The organism is Virgibacillus siamensis, from assembly GCF_039522605.1.
Classification (GTDB): domain Bacteria; phylum Bacillota; class Bacilli; order Bacillales; family Amphibacillaceae; genus Lentibacillus; species Lentibacillus siamensis.
The window spans coordinates 41,675-62,993 of record NZ_BAAADS010000015.1; the positions used below are offsets into that span (position 1 = coordinate 41,675).

Consider the following 21,319-nt stretch of genomic DNA (forward strand, 5'->3'; position numbering starts at 1 on the left):
GAAGACCGCGAGAATTATAATAACTTTTTACGGAGGGTTGTAGAACGATTGCATCCGGAATATCTGGTTTCCACAGCACTTGCGCCGAAAGAAAGTGCTGATCAATCGGGATTATTATACGAAGCACATGATTATCAGACACAGGGTGAAATAGTCGACTTTATTGTTTCGATGACATATGAATGGGGCTGGGCAGGTGGCAGGCCTTGGGCCATTGCACCAGTTAATGAGGTCCGTAACGTGCTGGACTTTGCGGTGTCGGTTGTACCTCGTGACAAAATTATGATGGGTGTGCCATTATACGGCCGCGATTGGGAAATTCCATGGCAGGAAGGTACAACAGCACGTACAATCAGCCCACAGGATGCGGTACAGCTTGCCGTTCAATATGGTGTACCGATTGAATATAACGAAGAGTACCAGGCTCCGTTTTTTCATTATACCGACGAAACCGGACAGCGCCATGAAGTATGGTTTGAGGATGCCCGAAGCATGCAGGCTAAATATGATCTGATAAAAGAATACAATTTGCGTGGTCCGAGTTACTGGGTGCTGGGAAATGTCTTCCCGCAAAACTGGGCGGTTCTGCAGGATAATTTTTCTGTGCGGAAATTATGAAGACTCCGGAAAACACTTCTGATATGCCGGGTATTGGGGGTGTTTTTTGTTTTGGCAGTCAAGAGGGCTGCATCATACCAGTTCATACCGGGAAAACTTAAATCAATTTCTCAAGATTTTCCCGGAAAAGTTCGGTGAATTTCTGTTCATCTTCAGCGCTGAATGCTTTCGGTCCTTTTGTGCGTTTGCCGCTTTTTCGTGCCATTGCACTTAAATACCGTGTCTGCAGGAGCTGATCGATGTTGTCATTCGTGTATGCAAACCCTTTGTGATGCAGGACGGTGCAGCCTTTTGCAAGTCCAAGTGAAGCGAGTCCATAGTCCTGGGTGATAATCATATCGTCGCTCCTGGCCAGTTTCATAATCCGATAATCCGCAGCTTCAGCACCGGTATCAACATAAATTGTCTCCACGTCAGGCTGCTCATCATTCGGTGAAAAATGGGCAAAGCTCTTGACGATCACCACAGGTACCTCGTATTCCGCCGCAGTCGATATAATGATATCTTTCACTGGACAAGCATCTGCATCCACGTAAATTTTCAACACGAATCCCTCCAATCGTTACAGGTTATTGTAGCAAATAAAGGCTGAACAGACCACTTCCTGAGTATGTTTATGTTACGCATACAATTTCCTAATGATCTTCGCAGGATTCCCGCCGACAACAACATGATCCGGAACATCTTTTGTGACAACAGCGCCTGATGCGATAACTGCATTATTTCCAATCGTCACTCCCGGGTTAATGACCGCACTTCCCCCAATCCATACATTATCCCCGATTGATACTGGTTTTCCATATTCTTTTCCGGTAATTCGCTCATACGGATTCAGCGGGTGCGTTGCCGTGTAAATATGTACCCCTGGCGCCATCATGCAATTGTTACCGATTCGTACCTGACATGCATCGAGAATGACACAGTTAAAATTTGCATAAAAGTTTTCTCCGACATGAATGTTGTATCCGTAATCACAGCGGAAGTCAGGCTCGACTTCGATGTTTTTGCCGGCAGATCCGAAGAGTTTCCTGAGTAATCCACGGCGTAGTTCATCTTCCGTTTCATCCGTATTATTAAACAGTCTGGTCAGTCCCCTTGCTTTTGTTCGTTCCTGCGACAATTCTGCATCTTCAGGATTATATAATTCACCGTTTAGCATTTTTTCTTTCTCCGTCAGCAAAATAATTTCCTCCAATCAATACGTTTGCCATTTTCATCATTTACATCATAAGATAGAACAAAAATAAATGCCAATGAAGGAGACAAAAACATGGGTGTCAAGATTAAACTTGCTGATATTGTAGATGCAATCGAAATGCAATGGGAAGAAACCAATGCAATTTTAAATAAACAGACAGGTGACATTTTTTCCTGGATGATACGTATATTCGAGATGCCGAAGATGGGGAACCCTATGAGGATTTAAGTGACGAAGAGCAGGAGGAAATGAAGCGGGCATATGATGTGGTTGATGGTTTTGGCGATATGTACGTTGAACTTCCTTCAGAATTTGATATTCATGAATACAGCATGATTGAAGATTTTTGTTATTCATTGAAAGATTCACAGGAAAGGGATACTTTGTTGCGTGTGATTAGAGGAAAGGGCGCATTCAGAAGATTTAAAGATACCATCATTGATTTCGGTTTGAGGCAAAGGTGGTTTGATTATCGTGATGAATGCTATAAAGAGATTGCCCGACAATTTTGTGAAGATCATGGTGTGGAATATGTGGATTAATTTTCAAAAATAGGATAGCAGGGGAAAAAGATCATAATGTGTGTTTGAGTAAACCAGACTTGCCTCTCTTTATTTTCAATATTATTACCTCGGAATTTTTGTTATACTAGTAATAATAAAGGGAGGCGTAACGGTTGAGTGAAGCAAAGAAACTGGAAAAAGATGCGATGCAAGTTCTGAAACTGACGAGCAGAACGTTCTACATACCGATCACATTGCTGAAGCCCGTATTAAAAAAAACAGTAGGGTCGGCTTATTTGTGCATGCGTGCCATTGATGAAATGGAAGATCATGAGGAGTTGGATACGGAAACAAAATCACACCTGCTTCGGTCGACTAAGGTTCTGCTGCAAAGTGAATTTGATCAGGATGCATATCGTGAATTGCTGAAGCCTTACGAAAGGCTCCTGCCGGAAGTTACACTCAGGCTTGGTGACTGGCTGGAAGTCTGCCCTGAAGATATCGTCGAACAGGTTAAGGAATCGACCAGCGTTATGGCCGGCGGGATGGCTGACTGGGCGGAAAAAGGCTGGAATGTGAAAACGAAAGAAGATCTGGATGATTATACATATTATGTTGCCGGACTGGTTGGTGTCATGCTTTCCGATATTTGGGAATGGTATGATGGCACTACAACTGACCGTGACTTGGCCATTGGATATGGCCGTGGACTTCAGGCGGTCAATATTTTGCGGAATCAGGATGAAGACAGTGAGCGCGGCGTGAATTTCGTCCCGGAAGGCTGGAACCGCAATGACATGTTTCATTACACGGAAACTAATCTTGCCAAAGCAGATGAATACATGAACGATATTAATACCCGTACGATTAAAGTATTCTGCCGGATCCCGCTTGCTTTGGCAAAACGGACAGTAAAAGCATTGAAGGAAGGCCGGGAAAAAATATCACGTAATGAAGTCGAAACGATTGTGGAAGATATTAAAGAAAAATAATTGAAATGCAGCTGATTTTTATGAGAGACCGCTTTGATGCGGTCTCTCATACTAGTTAGCTTAATGCTTATTCAGCAGGGTTTTGACGCCCAGTACCAGTATAGCAATGGCGAATACAATCATCGCCAGCCCGCCGATTAACCCCAGTACATCAGCGATTGCCTGGGTAATGACAGCGGATGTCGGTACAATGGTAAGTGCATAGCCTGCGAGGATGCTGGCCAAATATACGAAAACCAAATCTCTCATTTTATAATACCTCCTGTTAATAAGTCCTTCCTATTAGAATATGGCCGGATGTCCAATTTTGTATGGGCAGCAGTAACTCCTCATATATTGCATCTGTTGTGGAAGAGTAGACACAATGGAGGCGAAATATATGAAAAAAATAATGATGGTTACGCTGGTGATTTTATTTTTTGTAACAACTGCAGGTGCAGTTCGTGCAGATTCTGTTGATTGCCCTGAACCGAAAGATCTGGAAGAAACGTCATTAAAAAATGAAAAGGAACTTAGGAAAACATTAAAGAAGATTATTCCAAAAGTTTATGCCCGGGGCGATGACGCTGACATGTACAGTGAATGGGAAATCATCACTGCTACGCCTTTTCCCAAAACTATTGGAGACAATCAAAATGAAGTTTATTATGAAATGGCCACTAATTTTTGTGGAAAAGAAGTTGCTGAAATGTCATGGCTGGTCAGGATTCATTTTCCGAAATGGGAAGGAAAAAGTGCAAGCAATGCGGAAGGTCAGGTTTTCCTCGCCAAAAGTAAAGAAAAAGACTGGTTTGTCTGGTTTAGATATCATTAATTAAAATGATACGCCACTATCCAATTGTAAGGAGGGATAGTGGTTATTTTTTATCGTTTAGTGAATCTTTCTTATTGAGGCATAGAAACCAACGTTTTTTAGGCAGATAAGAAGGGATAAAACTTTCTTAGTGCATAACTGCAACTAAGGCTGTCATCTAAAGGACTGACGACAACCAATTTTTAAAAAAATGATTGACTCTAACGTAACGTGATACTTTATAGTAATAATGGAAGGGAGGCTGCATCGATGAAAGTAAAAGAAGTTGCTGATCTGGTTGGTATCAGTGTGCGCACACTGCATCATTATGATGAAATCGGGTTGCTGATCCCGGAAGAGACAACCGAATCCGGTTACCGAATCTATTCAGACCGTGATTTGGAAACATTGCAGCAAATATTATTTTTTAAAGAACTGGGCTTCCCTTTGAAAAAGATAAAAGAAATTATCGACAGTCCTACATTTGACAGGCAGGAAGCGTTGGAAATGCACCGTAACATGCTATGGGAGAAACGAAACCGACTTGACCAAATGCTAGCGACGGTTGATAAGACCATTCTGGATATGAAAGGAGAGATTAAAATGAGCAACAAAGAAAAATTTGAAGGCTTTGATTTCAGTCATAACCCATACGAACAGGAAGCACGTGAACGCTGGGGCGATAAAGCAGTTGATGAATCGAACGCCGAAATCAACAGCATGTCTCAAGATGAAAAAAAAGCATTTGAAGATGAATTCAATGCCATTTATAGAGACCTGGCAGTTATTCGTCATGAAGCACCGGAATCGGACGCAGCTCAGGCAGGGATTGAAAAATGGTATCATTTCCTGAATAGAATGGGCAGCTATTCATTGGATGCTTTCAAAGGACTCGGGCAAATGTATGTGGATGACGAGCGCTTCACGAAGAACATCGATCGGTTCGGTGACGGCCTTGCAGTGTTCATGCGCGATGCGATGGCTGTTTATGCTGATCGGCATCAAAAGTAGTCTTCACCCTATAAATCGTATCGAAACGAAAAAAGGTGGCATCTTTTTAAAAATAGATGCCACTTTTTTGGTGTTTTGGATCGATAATATTAGTAAAGAGGATATTTATCCGGAACATCGGGAACCATCCGCGTTATTGCGGGGTTTTTCGATGTACGGCGTAAAACGGCAAAAGTACGGCGGGTTTGCTCCGATATACGGCGGGAAAGGACCAAAGTACGGCGCATCACCCTAATGTACAAAGGCAACCGGTCAAACCAGCGGGCTTGCCTAATTTTCCGCGAAAAACTTTTTGACCCATTTCGCTAGAGCCGCTGTATTGCTGCATTAATATCTTTTGCTTTCGTTACGGCCGAGATCACAGCAACACCATCTGCGCCGGCTGCCATGACCGAATCGGCATTACTTTCACTGATTCCGCCAATGCCTACAATCGGTTTGTCGGGATATTCTTTGCGGAGCTGCTGAACCAACTCCGGACCAACAGGCTTTTTCGCATCCTTCTTGGTAGAAGTGTGGAACATCGGACCAGCTCCAAGGTAATCTGCCAAATGAATCGGGCTTGCGTCTATTTCTAACTGGTTGGATACAGAAAGGCCAATCACTTTATCGGGAAAAGTCTTCCGCACTTCTTCAACAGCCTGATCATCCTGCCCGATGTGGATGCCGTCAGCTTCCAATGGCTCCACCAAGTCAATGTCATCGTTAACGATAAAAGGTATGTCATGCTGCGAGCATATCAATCGTAACGTGAACCCGAGATTTAGCTTGGCATTACCGGTCAGGGCGCCACTGCCCTTTTCGCGGAACTGGAACACGGTAATACCTGCGTCAATTGCAGCCTCCAATATTTTCACAGGATCTTCATCACAATTTTGACTGCCCATAATCAGATATTTTCGCAGATTCATAAACTAAATCCTTTCCAGTTTGTTGGTTTCGAGTGACAAGGCATCGATAAATCGCGGCAGAAAGGTACCTGGTCCATTTACATCCAGTCCATTGGCAGCAAATTCTGCAGCCAACCCGTAAAATTCGATTGCGGTATGTGCCTGTTGATCAATTGAACCGTCTGTTGTCAGGCATGCTGTGATAATAGATCCGAGCAGACAGCCGGCACCGGTGATTTTTCCGAGAATTGGATTACCGGTGTTATTGTGGAGAACCTTTTCACCGCTGCAAATGACATCGGTTTTCCCGGTGACAATGGCTGTCGTCTGATGGGTTTTCGCAACTTTTACTGCAATATCATCGGAATTGCCATTACCTATTGATTCAACTCCTTTTGTTTCCCAGGGAATTTGCACAAGGTGGGCGAGTTCGCCGGCATTTCCTTTAATGACGGCAGGTTGAACTTCCTTTAAAATCCTTTTTACGGCATCTGTGCGAAATGGAGTGGCTGCTACTCCAACCGGATCAAGTACAACCGGAACTCCTTTTTCGTTAGCTGCTTTACCTGCTGCAATCATTGCCGGGATTTCCGGTGCAGTGATGGTGCCAATGTTAAGCAGGACACCATCCGCAGCTGAAGCCATATCGTCAGCTTCTTCCTCGGATTTTGCCATAACCGGTGCACCTCCAAAGGAAAGAAGACCATTTGCTGTAAAGTTCATGACCACCTGATTTGTCAGATGATGGATCAATGGCTGCTTTTCCCGTACGTTGTTAATAATCATTTTATTCATTTATCTCACCTTTTCCTGGCGCAATGCCCAATGGTTTGTTGGACCGCTCCCATGTCCCAGTGGAAAAGAATCACGTATAGCGGCCGTCACAAAGTTTTTTCCTTTTTCTACAGCTTCAGGTAACGTTTCCCCTCTGCTGATATATGCTGTAATTGCAGCAGAGTAGGTGCATCCGGTTCCGTGCGTGTGCTTCGTATCGATGCGTTCCGCTTCAAAGCTGTTTACATTTTCGCCATCGTATAAAATATCGATAGCTTTACCTTCCAGATGTCCGCCTTTTACCAATGCGCCGCCAGCACCATATGTGTGGACGATTTCTTTTGCCGCTGTTTGCATGGCTTCTGTATCTTCAATTTTCCATCCGATAATATCTTCCGCTTCCGGTATATTTGGTGTGATCAGCGTCGTCATCGGCAGAAGCTCTTCTCTTAAATAGCTGCGGGCATCGCTGGCGATTAAAGGGTCCCCGCTTTTGGCTACCATAACCGGATCCATAATAAATGGAATATCCAATTCAGATACTTTCCGGGCAACTGACCTCATCATGTCAATTGTTGCAATCATCCCGGTTTTGAACGCGTGAAATGGGATGTCAGATATAACAGCATCAAGCTGCTCCTCAATCATTTCGACGGGCTGGTGGTGAACCTGCCTGACCCCAGTTGTATTCTGAGCAACGACGGAGGTAATCACCGACATGCCGTAAGTTTGTAATTCCTGGAATGTTTTTAAATCGGCCTGAATTCCCGCACCGCCGCTTGGGTCAGTGCCTGCGATGGTCAGCACACATGGAATTTTATTCATTTGCTGATCACCCCATCATTCAGTGGCCATTCTTCACACGTGTAGGCCATTTCCCAAAACGATAGTTCCAGCTGACAGCTTTTACGGAAAGCTTCTTTCATTTTTTGCTGTTGTTTAAAGGAGGAATTCTCGGCAATTTTATCAAGCCGCTCCCGCATTTCCGTTGTTATTTTTCCAACCTCTTTATCTGCATAAAAACGGATCCACTGATAAAAGGGGTGATTTTGGTTTGGCTGATATTTTTCCATTAGTTCCTGACCGATTTCCAAATACGTCCAGGGGCATGGCAAAAGCGCACATAATGTTTCACCCAGACTCCCCAATTGTGCATGATACATCATGTGTTTGACATAATGATCAGCCGTTGGCGGCAGCGGATAGCCCTGGAGTTCATCGTATCCGACCCCAATATGATTGCAAAAGTTGTGGTGCGGGTGGATTTCGCTGTTCAGTATGAATTGAATTTGCTCATCGAAAAAACGCATATCGTCACGCAAATCACATTTGGAGACTGCAATCCCGTAAGTACGCATAAATGCATTCAGATATTCAAAATCGGCTTTGATATAGTGGGCAATTGCCTGATTCGGTACATCACCTTTCCCAATCCCATCAACAAATGGATGGTCAAAAATAGCCTGGAATATGTCTTTATTTTCTTCGCGTAAAACCTGTGAAAATGTCATGAAAAAAGCCTCCTTGAAATGGTAATGGAAGCTGCTGGGGGATTAATGGAAGATAGATGGAGAGTTCGCAACTACTTCCCTCGCGCAGGTATTATCCTGTTCAGGTTCCAAGGGACAAAGGAATTCCTTTTCTCAGCCAAAACAGCGCCCCCAGCAGTTCATCGTATTTATTTAATTTTCGAGTGATAGTTTCCGCTGGTTAACTTTTGCGACAACAAGCCAGCCGATGCATGCACCGGAAACACTGCTGACAAGAAATGATGGCAGAAAAAATAATGCGCCGGCAGAACTGCCCATCAACAAATTGGCGATAGGAGCTGAAGCCAGTGCGCCGAGTACTCCCGTTCCAATCCCCTCGCCTAGTGCCGCCATCCCTTTTTTGCCAGTTTTTTTATAAAGCGTTCCGGCTAAAAAAGCACCAATCATGCCGCCCGGAAAAGCCAGCAGTGTGCCAAGTCCCAACATATTGCGGACTAGACCAATCATGAATGCAATTACAACAGCAGGTCCCGGCCCGAGTGTTACGGCAGCCATTACATTCACGGCATGCTGGACGGGATACGCTTTTGCGACACCCGCCGGAAACCAGAGCAACTGGGAACCGATTGTGCCGATTGCAACAAATACAGCCATCGTCGTCATTAATCTGGTTCGGTTCAATAAATCTCTCCTTTCATTAGGGGTGAGACTGTTTTTGTACCGTCAAAGGGTAAAAGTTAGGTAGACCTTATATGAAAAAGTTCATCACTCGCTATAAGACGAGGCAAATAACAGTTTTTCTAAGGAAACAAAAAAAGCCAGACCCCATGAAGGACCTGACTTGAAATAGTCTGCTGGATAAAAATTGCATGTCTACTTCCCTCCGCTGGTATTAGCCAGATCAGGTCCATAAGAGTCAGAAAGCTGATGTGCGCTTTCCTCTCAGCCCGCATTTTGGGCACCCCTAGTAGTGAAATTGAAATTATTTAACTGTTCAACGTAAGCATAACAAAAGAATTATGATTTGTCATGGAATCACGAAACTTTTTATATAATTAATCGTATTACATAGTGAACGGGGGGCGGCTGAAGATGACCAATGTAAAATTATCAGAATCGGTGCTGGATTGGGTTGTGGATAATACGAATCCAAAAGCAACCGTTGAATCCTATCAACAGCTGAAGGGGAGTACCTCTTCAACGCTGCATCGCATTGCACTCCGATCAGGACAGAAACTGAATCACTATGTAGTCCGGCAGTTTGATAATAAGGAATGGCTGGAAGAAGAGCCTGATTTAGCCTATCATGAAGCTGCATGTCTTCGGATGGCAAAGAAGACAGGGGTTGTAAGTCCGGAACTTATTGCATATGATGAAAAGGGCGACATTTGCGGTTACCCAGTTATTTTAATGACGCTTTTGGATGGTGAGGTGGAACTGAAGCCTAAGCGTATGGATCAGTGGCTTTATGGCTTGGCTAAAGCCTTGGCGGAATTCCACGGAACTGATGCCGATGACTTTCCATACTGGCACAACAGCTATAATGATATTTTTTCATTTGAAATCCCGACTTGGACGAATGTTTCAACATCATGGAAAAAGGCTATTAATCTTTTAAAAGCTCCACGAATGAAAACGGCGGAGTGCTTTATCCACCGGGATTATCATCCAGCAAATGTATTGTGGGACAATGGATCGGTCAGTGGTGTTGTGGATTGGGTCAACGGCTGCAAAGGGCCACGCGGTGTTGACGTCGGGCATTGCCGCGTTAATCTGGCCATGTTGCATGGCGTGGAAGCAGCAGATGGGTTTCTCAGGGATTATCGGGAACTTGCCGGGTCACGGTTTACATATGAACCATATTGGGATGTAGTTTCTGTGGCGGATATGCTGGTTGGGCCGCCGGAAGTTTATCCAGGCTGGGAAGCGTTTGGTGTTACCGGACTGACCGATGATATAATGAAAGAGAGGCTCGATCAATATGTCGTCAGTTTAATGGCACGGGTCGAATGAAATGAAGAGGAGGAGAAATTGGAATGAAACGGACAGGAGAAATAGTATTATCAATTATTGGAATTGTAGTATATGCTTTATGCGCGTTTGCAGGCTTTGCAGGCGCAACAGTATTAAGCAATGAACAACTGATGTCGGACATGGCAAATGAAATGGCTACCCCGCAAATGTCGGCAAGTGACGTTATGGCTATGTTTGACACTATGTCAGGCGGCATCATGCTGTTTGCGATTGTGTCTGTTGTATCGTTGATTTTAGGAATCGTCGCTGCTGTATTCCTTAAGGGAAATAAAAAGCCAAAAGCAGCCGGAATTATTTTGATTATTACATCTGTTATTGGCACGATTGTAACCGTCCTTAGTGTTATAATACCAGCAATCTTCTTCTTAATTGCCGGAATTATGGCGCTGGCACGCAAGCCAAAACCGGCTCAGACATTGGAATAGGATAAATTTTAAGAAGGGCAGCCCAGATGAGGCTGTTCTTTTTTTTGGGTAGAATGAAAGAGAACATCAACCGCTGCGGGCCAAACATCAACCGCAAACGGGGAAACATCAACCGCAATAACTGCTCGGCGACAGGCTCAGGTCAATTTTACAAAATCCTTTGACAACGGTTCCCTTCAGCGCGTAGGCATTATGTACCTTTTTTCAAAAAAATCTATAAAACTGGTAATAATTTACTATATTTTACAAACTCTTTATTGTGTGGGCATTTTTACTATGCCATATTAATAGTGAGTCATAATCTATTCATAATGGAGGGTGTTGATGAAGAATCTAACTGTGAAGCGGATAATGAGCCTTTTTCTTATTTTCACGCTTGTTTTTATGAACTATTCGACAGTTCTGGTAACAGCAGCAGGCAGTGGAGACACGGCGGAAGGCTTAATCATTTCAGAGTATGTGGAAGGAAGCTCGTACAACAAAGCGATTGAGCTGTACAATGGCACGGGAAACCTGGTAGATTTATCGGATTTTTCCATTGAGCTGTACAGCAATGGTGCGGCGGAACCAACACAATCTGTACAGTTGTCCGGAACACTGGAACATAATGAGGTATATGTAATCGCACATCAGAATGCCGCACAGGAAATTTTGGCGGAAGCAGATTTGCAAAACGCATCGGTTATTAATTTTAATGGAAATGATGCATTTGTTTTAAAAAAGAACGGCAATGTTGTTGATGCAATCGGCACAGTAGGCAGCGAAAACGAGTACGCCAAGGATGTAACACTGGTTCGGAATGCAGAAGTTAAGCAGCCGACTGCAACATATGTTGATTCAGAATGGACAGATTATGCTGCAAATACGTTCGCCTACCTTGGCAGCCACACAATGGACGGTATTGGAACGGATGACCCACCGGATGACCCGGGTGACCCCGGTGAAGAATATACAATTGCAGATGCCCGGGAATTGACGGATGGGACTGCAGTGACGGTTAACGGCATAGTAACTGTTGACAGCAATGCAATCAGTAATGGTGCCCAATTAACAACTTACATACAAGACGAGACAGGCGGCATCAATGTTTTTGCATTTGAACAGGGTGAATTTCCGGAGCTGGAAGAAGGGGAACAAGTAAAAGTTTCCGGAGAGCTGGACACATATAATGGGTTGAAAGAGGTTATTCCTTCATCCATTGAGGTCCTCGAAACGGGACAGGAGCTGCCTGAACCGCAATCGATTACACTTGCTGATCTTCAGGACCCTGCTGTTGCGGAGTCATATGCAGGTGAGCTTGTCCAGGTGAATGGCTACATTGACAATATTCCGGATAGCCCGGCCGGCGGTGGATACAATATTTCTTTGATTGATTCTGACTACAATGGTACGACCCTCCGAGTGATGGAAAATGCACTGGATGTGTCACAGATTGAGCCGGAAAAATGGTACGATATTACGGCGATTGTCAGTCAATATAATGCCTATCAGTTAATTCCAACGGAGCAGGCAGATATTCAGCTGGCTGATGACCAGCCTGAACCACCATCAGCAGCTGGTACTTATGAATCTACCGTTGCCAGTGTAACGGATGGGGACACGATTCATCTCGAAACACCAGTTCTCGGCACGACAAAGGTACGTTTTTTAAATATCGATACACCGGAAACATATACGGCACATAATGATGATCCGGCACGGGATGAAATCAATGCCAATCAGAAGCGATTTGGTGAAGAAGCAAAATCCTATATGAAGGATTTGCTCCAGCCGGGCGATGAAGTGAAGGTGAAAGTCGGTGAGGAACCGACTGACAGCTATGGACGATTGCTGGCAGAAATTGTCCGTAAAGAAGACGGAAAAAATATTAATTTGGAAATGGTGCGCAAAGGTTATGCGGTATCGTATTTTATCGCACCGTTCAATGAAGAAGTTTATCCAACCTATCAAAATGCAGTAAGAGAAGCAAAAGATGCCGGAATTGGCATTTGGGATCCGGACGATCCGCTTATGGAGCTGCCATTTGTTTTTCGGACCCACGATAATCAGGAAGCGTTTGATAAATATGTAGGGAATTCTGCTACAAAAGAATATGTACTGCCGGAAAACTGGGCGGATGTTCCTGTTGAAAAACGGGTGTTTTTCTGGGATGAAGCTTCCGCTCAGGAAAATGGCTACACATTTGCCGGTGATGACGATGGCTCATCGGATAGCAATCTATCCGTACAGTTACTCAGCATGAATGATCTGCACGGAAAAATTGACCAGCAATACGAGCTTGATCCGGATGGGGACGGCACATTCCATACGTATGGGAAAATGAACTATACCGCTTCGGCAATTAAACAACGTGAGCAGACGAATCCGAATACATTGATTGTTCATGCCGGGGATATGATTGGCGGAAGCTCGCCGGTGTCCGGGTTGCTGCAGGATGAACCGACCGTTGAAATCATGGAGGAAATCGGTTTTGATGTCGGTACTGTCGGCAATCATGAATTTGACGAAGGAACCGATGAATTACTGCGTATGGTTAATGGCGGCGAACACCCGGACGGCACCGAAAACTATGATGGCATGAACTTCCCGGTGTTATGTGCCAACTGTGTGTATAAAGATACCGGCGATACTTTTCTTCCGCCGTATTATGTGAAAGAAGTTGATGGTGAAAAAATTGGCTTCGTCGGTGTGATCACACAAGAAGCTGCGGGTATGGTAATGCCATCAGGAATTCAGAATATTGAGTTTACCGATGCGTCAACTGCTGCAAATGAGGCAGTTGACGAGTTGAAGGCGCAAGGTGTCGAATCGATTGTTCTGTTGTCACATATTCCCGGCCAGCAAAGCGGTGACACTGTAACAGGCAAGGCTGCTGAATTAGCGAATACAGTGGATGATGAAGTCGATGTGATTTTTTCTGCCCATAATCATGTTGTCAACAATGGTGTGGTCGATGGAAAATTAATTGTACAGGCATCTGAATATGGAAAAGCATTTGCTGATGTCGACGTGGAAATTGACCGTGAGACAGGTGATATTGTAAGCAAAGAAGCGGAAGTTGTCTTTGTTAATCAAAGCCAGGTTGAACCAGATCCGGCTGTAACCAATATTTTGCAAAAATATGCAGACATGGTTGCCCCAATCATTAATGAAGTGGTCGGCTATAATGCCCAGGACCTTACTGGTGATTATTCCAATAACGGGGACCACGGGCTCGGTAACCTGATTGCGGATGGCATGAAAGCTGCCATGGACAGTGATTTTGCAATGATGAATGGCGGGGGAATTCGTGATGATCTGCTTGCAGGGGAAATTACTTGGGGCGATCTGTACAATATTCAGCCATTCGGCAATACGCTGATGAAATTTGAAATCAAAGGTGAAGATCTTTATCCAATCATCCAGGCACAATTATCACCGCAGTATGGACCGGATTACAGTATCAGCGGTTTTCACTATACCTGGAATCCTGAAACGAATACGGTGGTAGATGTTACAATGCCGGATGGCTCGCCAGTCGATATGGATAAAACGTATACACTGACAGTCAATAACTATATGGGTACATCAACTGGCGATAAATACGCACCAATCAGCGAACTTGGCGAAAATCCTGTAACAGGCCCGTCTGATTTGGAAGCAACTGTTGAATTTGTAGAAAGTCTGAACAGCTCAGAAACGGATCCGATTCAATACGGACCGGAAGGACGCATTACAACGTCCAACGGTGATGGAAGCGAACAGCCAAAAGAAGTGGTTATTGTACCAAAAGACAATAACGGAACGGCAACAGTACACACGAAAGATCTGCGCGCACTGGATAACGGCGTCCGCGCAATTATCGACATTTACAATGAGAAAAAACCAAGAAAACTGCTGCTGAATAAGAAGCAAGTGGATATTTTGCAGAAAAAAGATATAACACTTGTTGTAACAAATGGTGAAACGTCAAAAGAAATTGTAATGCGGGAATTTGAAGGGACCGTGCTGAAGGTCAGTCTGCAATAATTAGTTTGAAAAAGCGCACCAACTCTCGTGTCAGTGCTGGTGCGCTTTACTTACTTATCTACTCAAGCTAACTTTTACGGCTTTTAATGTACCCATCGATTACATCCCAAATTAGTCCAATCACAAGTAAAACCAGAATCCAATATGTGGATTGTTCCCATATCTTACTAACTGTCCCATATGCGTCACTACCTTTAGAAAGTAAGCCGGCCTGGGTTAGTTCAACCATGAAGTCCGGATTCCAAAATGCTGGCCCATTAATCATGATCATAACGGTTACCATCGAAATTAAATTGACTATTGCTGAATAGACGACAAGCTTAATCGTCCACTTCCCATAAACTAACTTTAACGATTCCTTTAATATCCCAAAGCCGAGAATGAGGATAATAAAGAATAGGTAAGAAACGTACGTATTTTCATTTAAAAATGGTACAACACCAGCGAATTTTTCATGAAATACCCAGACACCGAAAAATTCGTTGGAAAAAGCAAACATTACGATTAATAACGTGTAAAATGCTATACCAATAATTGGCTCATAGCGTTTGATTTGCCGTTTTTTATCTGGAATAGGTGCCAGACTTGAAGGGTTCCAGTCCTTATCGACTTGCAAATCTATTGACTTAAATCCACCGTAATATTCTCCGAGTGCAAAGCCAAGTGTAGTCCATCCAATAGCGGCTGGAATGCTCGTTACCATTGAGACGATAAGATCAATAAAATGATCGAGAATGGAAATAGGCTCCAGTACTGTTTGTAAAATAAAGCCAATACCTATCGCAGCAGCAAGGGAAATCAAAACAATTTTTAAAACCAGAACATACAAATCAAAAATTTCTGGTCCAATCAGGTATTTTTTTATTCCACGGTATTTTTGTGCCAAATGCCTGGGATTCCCCAATTCAGTTAAAACATTTTCCAAATCTTTATCCGTTGGTTTACCGCCTTGTGTACGTTCCGTTAACATGTCTTCAATGAGACCTCGAAGTTCCTCCGCAATGTCGCTTCTTTGCGAAGTTGGCAACTTTTGTGTTACCGCATAAATATACCGTTCAATCATCTCCATTTCCTCGTCCTCCCGTTCCTTTAATTAGGTTATCCAAACTTGATACAACACGTTTCCACTCAACATAAAGCTGATCGTATACTTCTTTGCCTGTTTTACTTAACAGATAATACTTCCTTGGCCTTGATTCATTTGTGTCCCATTTACTGTCTAAAAGACCTTGTTTCTCCAGTCTTCTCAGTAGTGGATATAAGGTTCCAGGCTCAACGTCAACTCCATGATTCTTCAACTGTGAAACCAACGAATAACCATACTGAGGTTCTTCCAGCTGACTAAGAACACCAATCGTAATCGTTCCACGCCTTAATTCCTGCATCAGTTTATCAATCTGTTCATTTGTGCCGCTCATGTTATCAACTCCTGAACATATTATACTGTATGATGCACACTATTGTAAAATGCATATTATTTTGCGTTGTATTATGATGTGCAAAGGATATTCCTGGCATCACCCGGATTTTGTCGGGATTTCTAATTTACGATTAACGTGTTGGAAGACAACCATTTTGTGCAGGAAGTTAACGTGCAAGTGCTAGAAGTTCACAGTCAACCTGCTGGAAGTTCACCGTCAAAGTGCTAGAAGTTCACAATTAAATGAAGGTAATAGTATCCGTATGCGATCCTACTATTCATTCGTTTTCATGATAAAATATGAGAAGAGATTCAAAGATGGGGAGGTGACATTTCGTGGAAAAATTCACTGCAGAAGTAATCAGCATTATAAAAGACATTCCAAGCGGCAGGGTGATGACATATGGGCAGATTGCGAAATGTGCCGGCAGTCCGAGAGGTGCGAGACAAGTGTCGCGAATCCTGCATTCCATGAGTAAAAAACATCAACTGCCATGGCACCGGGTTATCAATGCGGAAGGAAAAATTACTATCCGTGACGAGGAAATGGCTCAAGTACAAAAAATGTCACTCGAAGCGGAAGGAGTTGTGTTTTTGAGTAACTTCCAGTTTGATGTAAACAAGTACCGTCACCATATCTAAATTTTCAAATATTTACAAACTGCTATATTTTCCGTTATATTATATGAAGTAAGCCCTTTTAGAGGAGGAGCACGGAATGAATAATCGAAACACGAATAATGATGATCATCGTTTTAAAATTGCCAACAGGGAAGCATTGATAGGCGTTGGTCTGGTGATTTTTAATTTTGTCTGGTGGTTTGCGTTTGCCTATGGAATGGGCGGCAAAGACCCATCCGAATATACATATATTCTCGGATTGCCTGCATGGTTTTTTTACAGTTGTGTCCTCGGGTTCATTGTGATGGTTATTCTCGTAACAATTGTCGTGAAAAAATGGTTCACGGAAATTCCTTTTGACGAGGAGGATGAGTCGTGAACTGGCAGGCGTTAGTACCGTTAATTGCACTATTGATTATTATTTTCATCGTTGGTGTCTGGGCCGGCAGGTATGTAAAATCATCAGCAACATTTTTACAGGAATATTTTTTAGGAAGCCGGAATCTCGGCGGCTTTGTTTTGGCGATGACGATGACCGCTACATATGGAAGTGCCAGCAGCTTTATCGGCGGCCCGGGAGTTGCGTATAACGAAGGACTTGGCTGGGTGCTCTTGGCAATGTCACAGGTTGCTACCGGCTATTTTGTGTTAATGATTTTGGGTAAAAAATTCGCTATCGTCACCCGCAAGTATAATGCCGTCACATTGGTGGACTTTTTAAAGGAGCGCTACCAGTCAAAATGGGTCGTGCTGGTGTCAGCCATCAGCATTGTCATTTTCCTGTTTTCGGCAATGGCTGCCCAATGGATCGGCGGGGCGCGTCTTATTCAATCACTAATCGGTATTTCTTATACGAGTGCCTTGTTTATTTTTGCATTATCTGTGCTGGTTTATGTGGTGATCGGCGGATTCCGTGCGGTTGCGCTGACAGATGCGATTCAGGGAATTATTATGTTCGTTGGAACGCTGATTCTGCTGATTGCCACGATTATTGCAGGCGGCGGGGTCTCGAATATCATGACAGACCTCAGCAATGAAAATCCGAATCTGGTTACACCATTCGGAGCGGATGGCAGTCTTACGCCAACATATGTATCCTCATTCTGGCTCCTGGTTGGCGTTGGGGTTGTCGCACTGCCGCAAATTGCTGTACGGGCCATGTCCTACAAAAGTGCCCGGTCCATGCATCGTGCACTTATTATCGGGACAATTGTCGTCGGAGTTATTATGCTGAACATGCATTTGATTGGTGTATTTGCCAGGCCGATTTTACCCGGGATTGAAGTTGGTGACAAAGTGATGCCGCTGATTGCGCTGGAAGTCCTGCCGAATTGGCTCGCTGGTATTGTACTGGCGGCACCAATGGCAGCAATCATGTCGACAGTTGATTCATTGCTGCTTCTGGTCAGCTCAGCAATCGTCAAAGATTTATATTTAAACTATGTGCGTCCGGATGCTTCCCATGAAAAAATCAAACAGTTAAGCATGGGCATTACTGCACTTCTTGGTATTATTATTTTCATCATGGCATTGAATCCGCCTGATTTAATCATCTGGTTGAATTTGTTTGCCTTTGGCGGATTGGAAGCGGCATTCATTTGGCCGATTATTATGGGGCTGTACTGGAAGAAAGGGAACAAATACGGTGCGCTGGCTTCCATGTTTACCGGGATCGGGTTGTATGTTTTGTCTGAATCATTTTTTCCGAAACCGCTGGGACTGCATTCTGTTGTTCTGCCGATAGTGGCATCGTTCGTCATGTATGTATTGGTAAGTCTGGCAACAAAGCAATCTGCTAAAGGGCTCAGAATGGATGGGTAAGCAGGTGTATTTAATTTTATTCAAGGGGAAATTTAATGAAGTTTGCAGTGAACTATTCACCGGAAGTATATGATCTGCTGGAAGAGGGTACTGTGAAGTTTGATTTATTTAAATGTCCGGATTTTGATCTGGATCTTATCAAAACGGCAAAATCACTCAGACCGTCGTATGTGCATTTCGATTTGAATGTCGGAAGCGGAAACCTTGATCAAACAGACTGGTCAAAGATTGAAGGATTGCTGAAAAAAACAGACACACCTTATGTCAATGTACACCTTGTGGCTTTCGCGAAGGATTTTCCGCACATTGATATCAACACTCAGGATTCCGGTGAAATCGATGACGTGATTCAACGGGTGACAGAAGATATACAGACTGTTGCTGCTTATTTTGGTCGAGACCGTGTTATTGCTGAAAATGTCATTTACCGCAGCTTCGATGGCAATATGCTTCGTCCAATCATTGATCCGGATATTATTTCGGAAATTATCCGGAACACTGGCTGCGGATTTCTGCTGGATACAGCTCACGCACAAATGACGTGTAAATACCTTGGGAAGGATGTATATGACTACATACCACGACTTCCACTTGACCATTTGAAAGAGTTGCACATTACCGGTATACAAAAAGATGATAACAATAGGCTTCGTGACAGCATGCCATTGACTGAAGAAGACTGGGAATTAGCTGACTGGGTACTGCAAAACGTTCAAAACGGAAATTGGCTGGAGCCATGGGTTGCTTCGCTGGAATATGGAGGGGTTGGACCGAAATTTGAATGGAGGACAGTTTCGGACGTTCTGAAGAGGCAAGTTCCGGAACTTAACACGTTTATTTCAGGAATAAGCTAAAATGAAGTTGACTAACTTAGCATTACTGCATATAATTAAACTGAAATTATAAATTAAGGAGGCTTATTAAAAAAGTGACACATGCGATGAGATTGCGATTCCCAACTTTGAACCAGTAATTTAATACGTTCAAAGGCTCTGCTTGTGAATGCGGAGTAAACGGGAGTAGTCTGTCCTTTTTTAGTAATCCGTAATATAACAAATTTCAGTAGTGGAAAGGCGGCTCGATCAGTCTTTTCTAATTTTTATATGAAAAAATTTTTATGGTAGAAGTTTATTATTCTGGAACCATTATTTGTTCCACTTCCGCTTACTCCGATCACAGGCAGATGTCTGTGATTTTTTTATTCGGAGGGGTAGATATGGAACAATTAAAACTGGAGTTAACCAACATTGAAGTGTCCTTTTTAGATCAATTAGTGTTGGATATTTCGAAACTGTCAGTGTACCAATTTGACCGAATTGGACTTGTTGGAAAAAATGGATCAGGAAAAAGTACGTTATTGAAATTGATTAACGGAAGTATTCAACCAAATAAAGGGAAAATTCATCGCTTAACTGATATTGGTTACTTTGAACAAACTGCACAGACGGTTGATGGTGAAATGGATTATGAACTGCTTGGTAAATTATCGGTTCCGCAATTGGATATGGGGGAATGGAGCGGCGGTGAACTAACGCGGATGAAGATGGCGCAATTGTTTTCCCTGTATTATGAAATAATGCTAATCGATGAACCGACAACACATTTAGACACTGCGGGCACTGATTTTTTAATCAATCAGTTAATGTACTACTATGGAGCGTTGATTTTGGTGAGTCATGATCGATACGTGTTGGATCAGTTGGTCACAAAGATCTGGGAAATCAAAGATGGAAAAATCACCGAGTATACGGGTAACTATACTGATTATGCCGTACAGAAGGAATTGGAAAGAAAACAGCAGCAGGAGCAGCATGAATTGTATGTGAAAGAGAAAAACAGGCTGTTAAGCGCGGCGGATGAGAAAATGGAAAAGGCAAAAAAGGTAACGCAATCCAATAAAAAGGTGTCCAAAAAAGATACAAAGGCCAAAGCTAATAAAATGTTTATGACGAAATCAAAAGGAACAAGCCAGAAGTCGGTACAGCGTGCAGCAAAAGCTATTGAGCAGCGGGTCGAACAGCTGGATGTTGTGGAAGCCCCTGAAGAGGAAACGCCACTTTATATTCATCAGTCCAAGGCATTACAAATGCATAACAAGTTTCCGGTTATGGCGGACCGGTTAACCTAACCGGTGATAAACTGCTTTTGCAGGAGGCAAGTTTCCAGTTTCCTTTGGGAGCAACCATTGCCCTAACCGGAAAAAATGGTTCCGGAAAGACAACGCTTCTCAAGCATATCGTAAATCAAGGGGAAGATATTGAGCTGTCTCCAAAAGTGGTTTTTGGTGTTTACGAACAAATGGATTTTCAGTTTATTAAGGCGGAATCGGTACTATTGTATATGAAAAACAGGAGCGATCAAAATGAGGGAAGGATTCGTGCCGCTCTGGATGCCATGAATTTTACTGGCAATGATATAAAAAAAGATGTACGGGACTTAAGTGGCGGGGAAGCGATACGACTTGTGTTGTGTCAGCTTTTCCTGGGAAGATACAATGTGCTTGTTCTGGACGAACCGACGAATTTTCTGGATGTTGATTGTATCGTGGCATTGGAAAAATTTTTGAAAGCCTATCAAGGAACAGTTCTTCTGGTTTCACATGATCGAACGTTTGTGAATCGGGTCGCTGATTCTGTATATGAAATGGAGGGAAGGCAATTAAAATTGAAATACTGAATAAAAGCCCGGCAGGTTCATATCATGCCGGGCTTTTGCCTATGT

Annotated in this window: 27 protein-coding genes and 2 riboswitches; of the genes, 17 read left to right on the plus strand and 10 right to left on the minus strand. The window is 43.3% G+C overall.

All coding sequences use genetic code 11. The features are described 5' to 3' along the window. Nucleotides 1-618: glycosyl hydrolase family 18 protein (locus ABD010_RS10480; protein ID WP_343812758.1), on the plus strand; the 618-nt coding region annotated here is incomplete at its 5' end. A gap of 97 nt (nt 619-715) precedes the next feature. Here the strand turns inward: ABD010_RS10480 and ABD010_RS10485 are convergent. Both ABD010_RS10485 and ABD010_RS10490 read right to left on the minus strand, forming a co-directional pair. After that, on the minus strand, nt 716-1,162 hold the full coding sequence (locus ABD010_RS10485) for a YaiI/YqxD family protein (RefSeq protein WP_343812760.1): 447 nt from the start codon (nt 1,160-1,162) through the stop codon (nt 716-718). A 75-nt stretch (nt 1,163-1,237) separates the two neighbouring features. Beyond that, on the minus strand, nt 1,238-1,777 hold the full coding sequence (locus ABD010_RS10490; protein ID WP_390350864.1) for a sugar O-acetyltransferase: 540 nt from the start codon (nt 1,775-1,777) through the stop codon (nt 1,238-1,240). A gap of 111 nt (nt 1,778-1,888) precedes the next feature. Between ABD010_RS10490 and ABD010_RS10495 the strand changes: the two genes are divergently transcribed. The 3 genes from ABD010_RS10495 to ABD010_RS10505 all read left to right on the plus strand — a co-directional run bounded on the left by ABD010_RS10495 (nt 1,889) and on the right by ABD010_RS10505 (nt 3,311). After that, complete coding sequence (locus tag ABD010_RS10495; RefSeq protein WP_343812764.1) at nt 1,889-2,044, plus strand: hypothetical protein; 156 nt, start codon at nt 1,889-1,891, stop codon at nt 2,042-2,044. Then, nucleotides 2,005-2,358 (plus strand): UPF0158 family protein, encoded by a 354-nt coding sequence (locus ABD010_RS10500; protein WP_343813041.1) that lies wholly within the window; start codon nt 2,005-2,007, stop codon nt 2,356-2,358. Before ABD010_RS10495 ends, ABD010_RS10500 begins: the two co-directional genes overlap by 40 nt. 134 nt (nt 2,359-2,492) lie before the next feature. Further along, the gene (locus tag ABD010_RS10505; RefSeq protein WP_343812766.1) at nt 2,493-3,311 is read left to right on the plus strand and encodes a squalene/phytoene synthase family protein; all 819 of its coding nucleotides are present in this window, start codon (nt 2,493-2,495) and stop codon (nt 3,309-3,311) included. A gap of 60 nt (nt 3,312-3,371) precedes the next feature. Here the strand turns inward: ABD010_RS10505 and ABD010_RS10510 are convergent, their stop codons facing one another. Continuing rightward, the gene (locus ABD010_RS10510; RefSeq protein WP_343812768.1) at nt 3,372-3,560 is read right to left on the minus strand and encodes a hypothetical protein; all 189 of its coding nucleotides are present in this window, start codon (nt 3,558-3,560) and stop codon (nt 3,372-3,374) included. Nucleotides 3,561-3,690: 130 nt separating this feature from the next. On the opposite strand from ABD010_RS10510, the gene ABD010_RS10515 reads away from it, so the two are divergent. The 3 genes from ABD010_RS10515 to ABD010_RS10525 all read left to right on the plus strand — a co-directional run bounded on the left by ABD010_RS10515 (nt 3,691) and on the right by ABD010_RS10525 (nt 5,350). Continuing rightward, nucleotides 3,691-4,125 (plus strand): hypothetical protein, encoded by a 435-nt coding sequence (locus ABD010_RS10515; protein WP_343812770.1) that lies wholly within the window; start codon nt 3,691-3,693, stop codon nt 4,123-4,125. A gap of 249 nt (nt 4,126-4,374) precedes the next feature. Continuing rightward, nucleotides 4,375-5,115, plus strand: coding sequence for a MerR family transcriptional regulator (locus ABD010_RS10520; RefSeq protein ID WP_343812772.1), 741 nt, complete (start codon nt 4,375-4,377; stop codon nt 5,113-5,115). After that, complete coding sequence (locus ABD010_RS10525) at nt 5,093-5,350, plus strand: hypothetical protein (RefSeq protein WP_343812774.1); 258 nt, start codon at nt 5,093-5,095, stop codon at nt 5,348-5,350. The genes ABD010_RS10520 and ABD010_RS10525 overlap by 23 nt, the downstream gene beginning before the upstream one ends. Before the next feature lie 70 nt (nt 5,351-5,420). Here ABD010_RS10525 and thiE read toward each other — a convergent pair whose 3' ends face one another. The 5 genes from thiE to thiW form a co-directional block, all read right to left on the minus strand. Then, complete coding sequence (gene thiE / locus ABD010_RS10530) at nt 5,421-6,026, minus strand: thiamine phosphate synthase (protein WP_343812776.1); 606 nt, start codon at nt 6,024-6,026, stop codon at nt 5,421-5,423. A gap of 3 nt (nt 6,027-6,029) precedes the next feature. Further along, nucleotides 6,030-6,800, minus strand: coding sequence for a hydroxyethylthiazole kinase (gene thiM / locus ABD010_RS10535; RefSeq protein WP_343812778.1), 771 nt, complete (start codon nt 6,798-6,800; stop codon nt 6,030-6,032). Next, entirely contained in the window at nt 6,801-7,604 is an 804-nt protein-coding gene (thiD, locus tag ABD010_RS10540) for a bifunctional hydroxymethylpyrimidine kinase/phosphomethylpyrimidine kinase (protein WP_343812779.1), read from the minus strand. After that, nucleotides 7,601-8,290 carry a thiaminase II gene (gene tenA / locus ABD010_RS10545; protein WP_343812780.1) on the minus strand — a complete coding sequence of 230 codons (690 nt, stop codon included), beginning with the start codon at nt 8,288-8,290 and terminating at the stop codon, nt 7,601-7,603. Before tenA ends, thiD begins: the two co-directional genes overlap by 4 nt. Nucleotides 8,291-8,349: 59 nt before the next feature. Beyond that, nucleotides 8,350-8,452: riboswitch (TPP riboswitch) on the minus strand. A 9-nt stretch (nt 8,453-8,461) separates the two neighbouring features. Further along, on the minus strand, nt 8,462-8,950 hold the full coding sequence (gene thiW, locus ABD010_RS10550; RefSeq protein WP_343812782.1) for an energy coupling factor transporter S component ThiW: 489 nt from the start codon (nt 8,948-8,950) through the stop codon (nt 8,462-8,464). Between the two features lie 180 nt (nt 8,951-9,130). Further along, a riboswitch (TPP riboswitch) is annotated at nt 9,131-9,245 on the minus strand. A 116-nt stretch (nt 9,246-9,361) separates the two neighbouring features. On the opposite strand from thiW, the gene ABD010_RS10555 reads away from it, so the two are divergent. From ABD010_RS10555 to ABD010_RS10565, 3 genes are all read left to right on the plus strand, one after another. Next, nucleotides 9,362-10,282 carry an aminoglycoside phosphotransferase family protein gene (locus tag ABD010_RS10555; protein ID WP_343812785.1) on the plus strand — a complete coding sequence of 307 codons (921 nt, stop codon included), beginning with the start codon at nt 9,362-9,364 and terminating at the stop codon, nt 10,280-10,282. Nucleotides 10,283-10,305: 23 nt separating this feature from the next. Then, nucleotides 10,306-10,728, plus strand: coding sequence for a DUF4064 domain-containing protein (locus tag ABD010_RS10560; protein WP_343812787.1), 423 nt, complete (start codon nt 10,306-10,308; stop codon nt 10,726-10,728). Between the two features lie 324 nt (nt 10,729-11,052). Beyond that, a complete protein-coding gene (locus ABD010_RS10565; protein ID WP_343812789.1) occupies nt 11,053-14,736 on the plus strand; it encodes a 5'-nucleotidase C-terminal domain-containing protein in 3,684 nt (1,227 codons plus the stop codon). Nucleotides 14,737-14,803: 67 nt separating this feature from the next. On the opposite strand, the gene ABD010_RS10570 is transcribed toward ABD010_RS10565, so the two are convergent. Then, a complete protein-coding gene (locus ABD010_RS10570) occupies nt 14,804-15,805 on the minus strand; it encodes an HAAS signaling domain-containing protein (protein WP_343812791.1) in 1,002 nt (333 codons plus the stop codon). Continuing rightward, complete coding sequence (locus tag ABD010_RS10575) at nt 15,792-16,154, minus strand: PadR family transcriptional regulator (protein WP_343812793.1); 363 nt, start codon at nt 16,152-16,154, stop codon at nt 15,792-15,794. Before ABD010_RS10575 ends, ABD010_RS10570 begins: the two co-directional genes overlap by 14 nt. Before the next feature lie 398 nt (nt 16,155-16,552). Between ABD010_RS10575 and ABD010_RS10580 the strand changes: the two genes are divergently transcribed. From ABD010_RS10580 to ABD010_RS10605, 7 genes are all read left to right on the plus strand, one after another. Further along, nucleotides 16,553-16,798: an MGMT family protein gene (locus tag ABD010_RS10580; RefSeq protein ID WP_390350865.1), complete on the plus strand. Its 246-nt coding sequence runs from the start codon at nt 16,553-16,555 to the stop codon at nt 16,796-16,798. 76 nt (nt 16,799-16,874) lie between these two features. Further along, nucleotides 16,875-17,156 (plus strand): YhdT family protein, encoded by a 282-nt coding sequence (locus tag ABD010_RS10585; protein WP_343812797.1) that lies wholly within the window; start codon nt 16,875-16,877, stop codon nt 17,154-17,156. Next, nucleotides 17,153-18,598 carry a sodium/pantothenate symporter gene (gene panF, locus ABD010_RS10590; protein ID WP_343812799.1) on the plus strand — a complete coding sequence of 482 codons (1,446 nt, stop codon included), beginning with the start codon at nt 17,153-17,155 and terminating at the stop codon, nt 18,596-18,598. Before ABD010_RS10585 ends, panF begins: the two co-directional genes overlap by 4 nt. Nucleotides 18,599-18,633: 35 nt before the next feature. After that, entirely contained in the window at nt 18,634-19,452 is an 819-nt protein-coding gene (locus ABD010_RS10595; protein WP_343812802.1) for a multinuclear nonheme iron-dependent oxidase, read from the plus strand. Between the two features lie 74 nt (nt 19,453-19,526). Continuing rightward, a complete protein-coding gene (locus ABD010_RS18370; protein WP_142301762.1) occupies nt 19,527-19,571 on the plus strand; it encodes an erythromycin resistance leader peptide in 45 nt (14 codons plus the stop codon). A 243-nt stretch (nt 19,572-19,814) separates the two neighbouring features. Beyond that, nucleotides 19,815-20,726 (plus strand): ATP-binding cassette domain-containing protein, encoded by a 912-nt coding sequence (locus tag ABD010_RS10600; RefSeq protein WP_343812804.1) that lies wholly within the window; start codon nt 19,815-19,817, stop codon nt 20,724-20,726. A gap of 17 nt (nt 20,727-20,743) precedes the next feature. Further along, nucleotides 20,744-21,274, plus strand: coding sequence for an ATP-binding cassette domain-containing protein (locus ABD010_RS10605; protein ID WP_343812807.1), 531 nt, complete (start codon nt 20,744-20,746; stop codon nt 21,272-21,274). Nucleotides 21,275-21,319 lie beyond the last annotated feature (45 nt).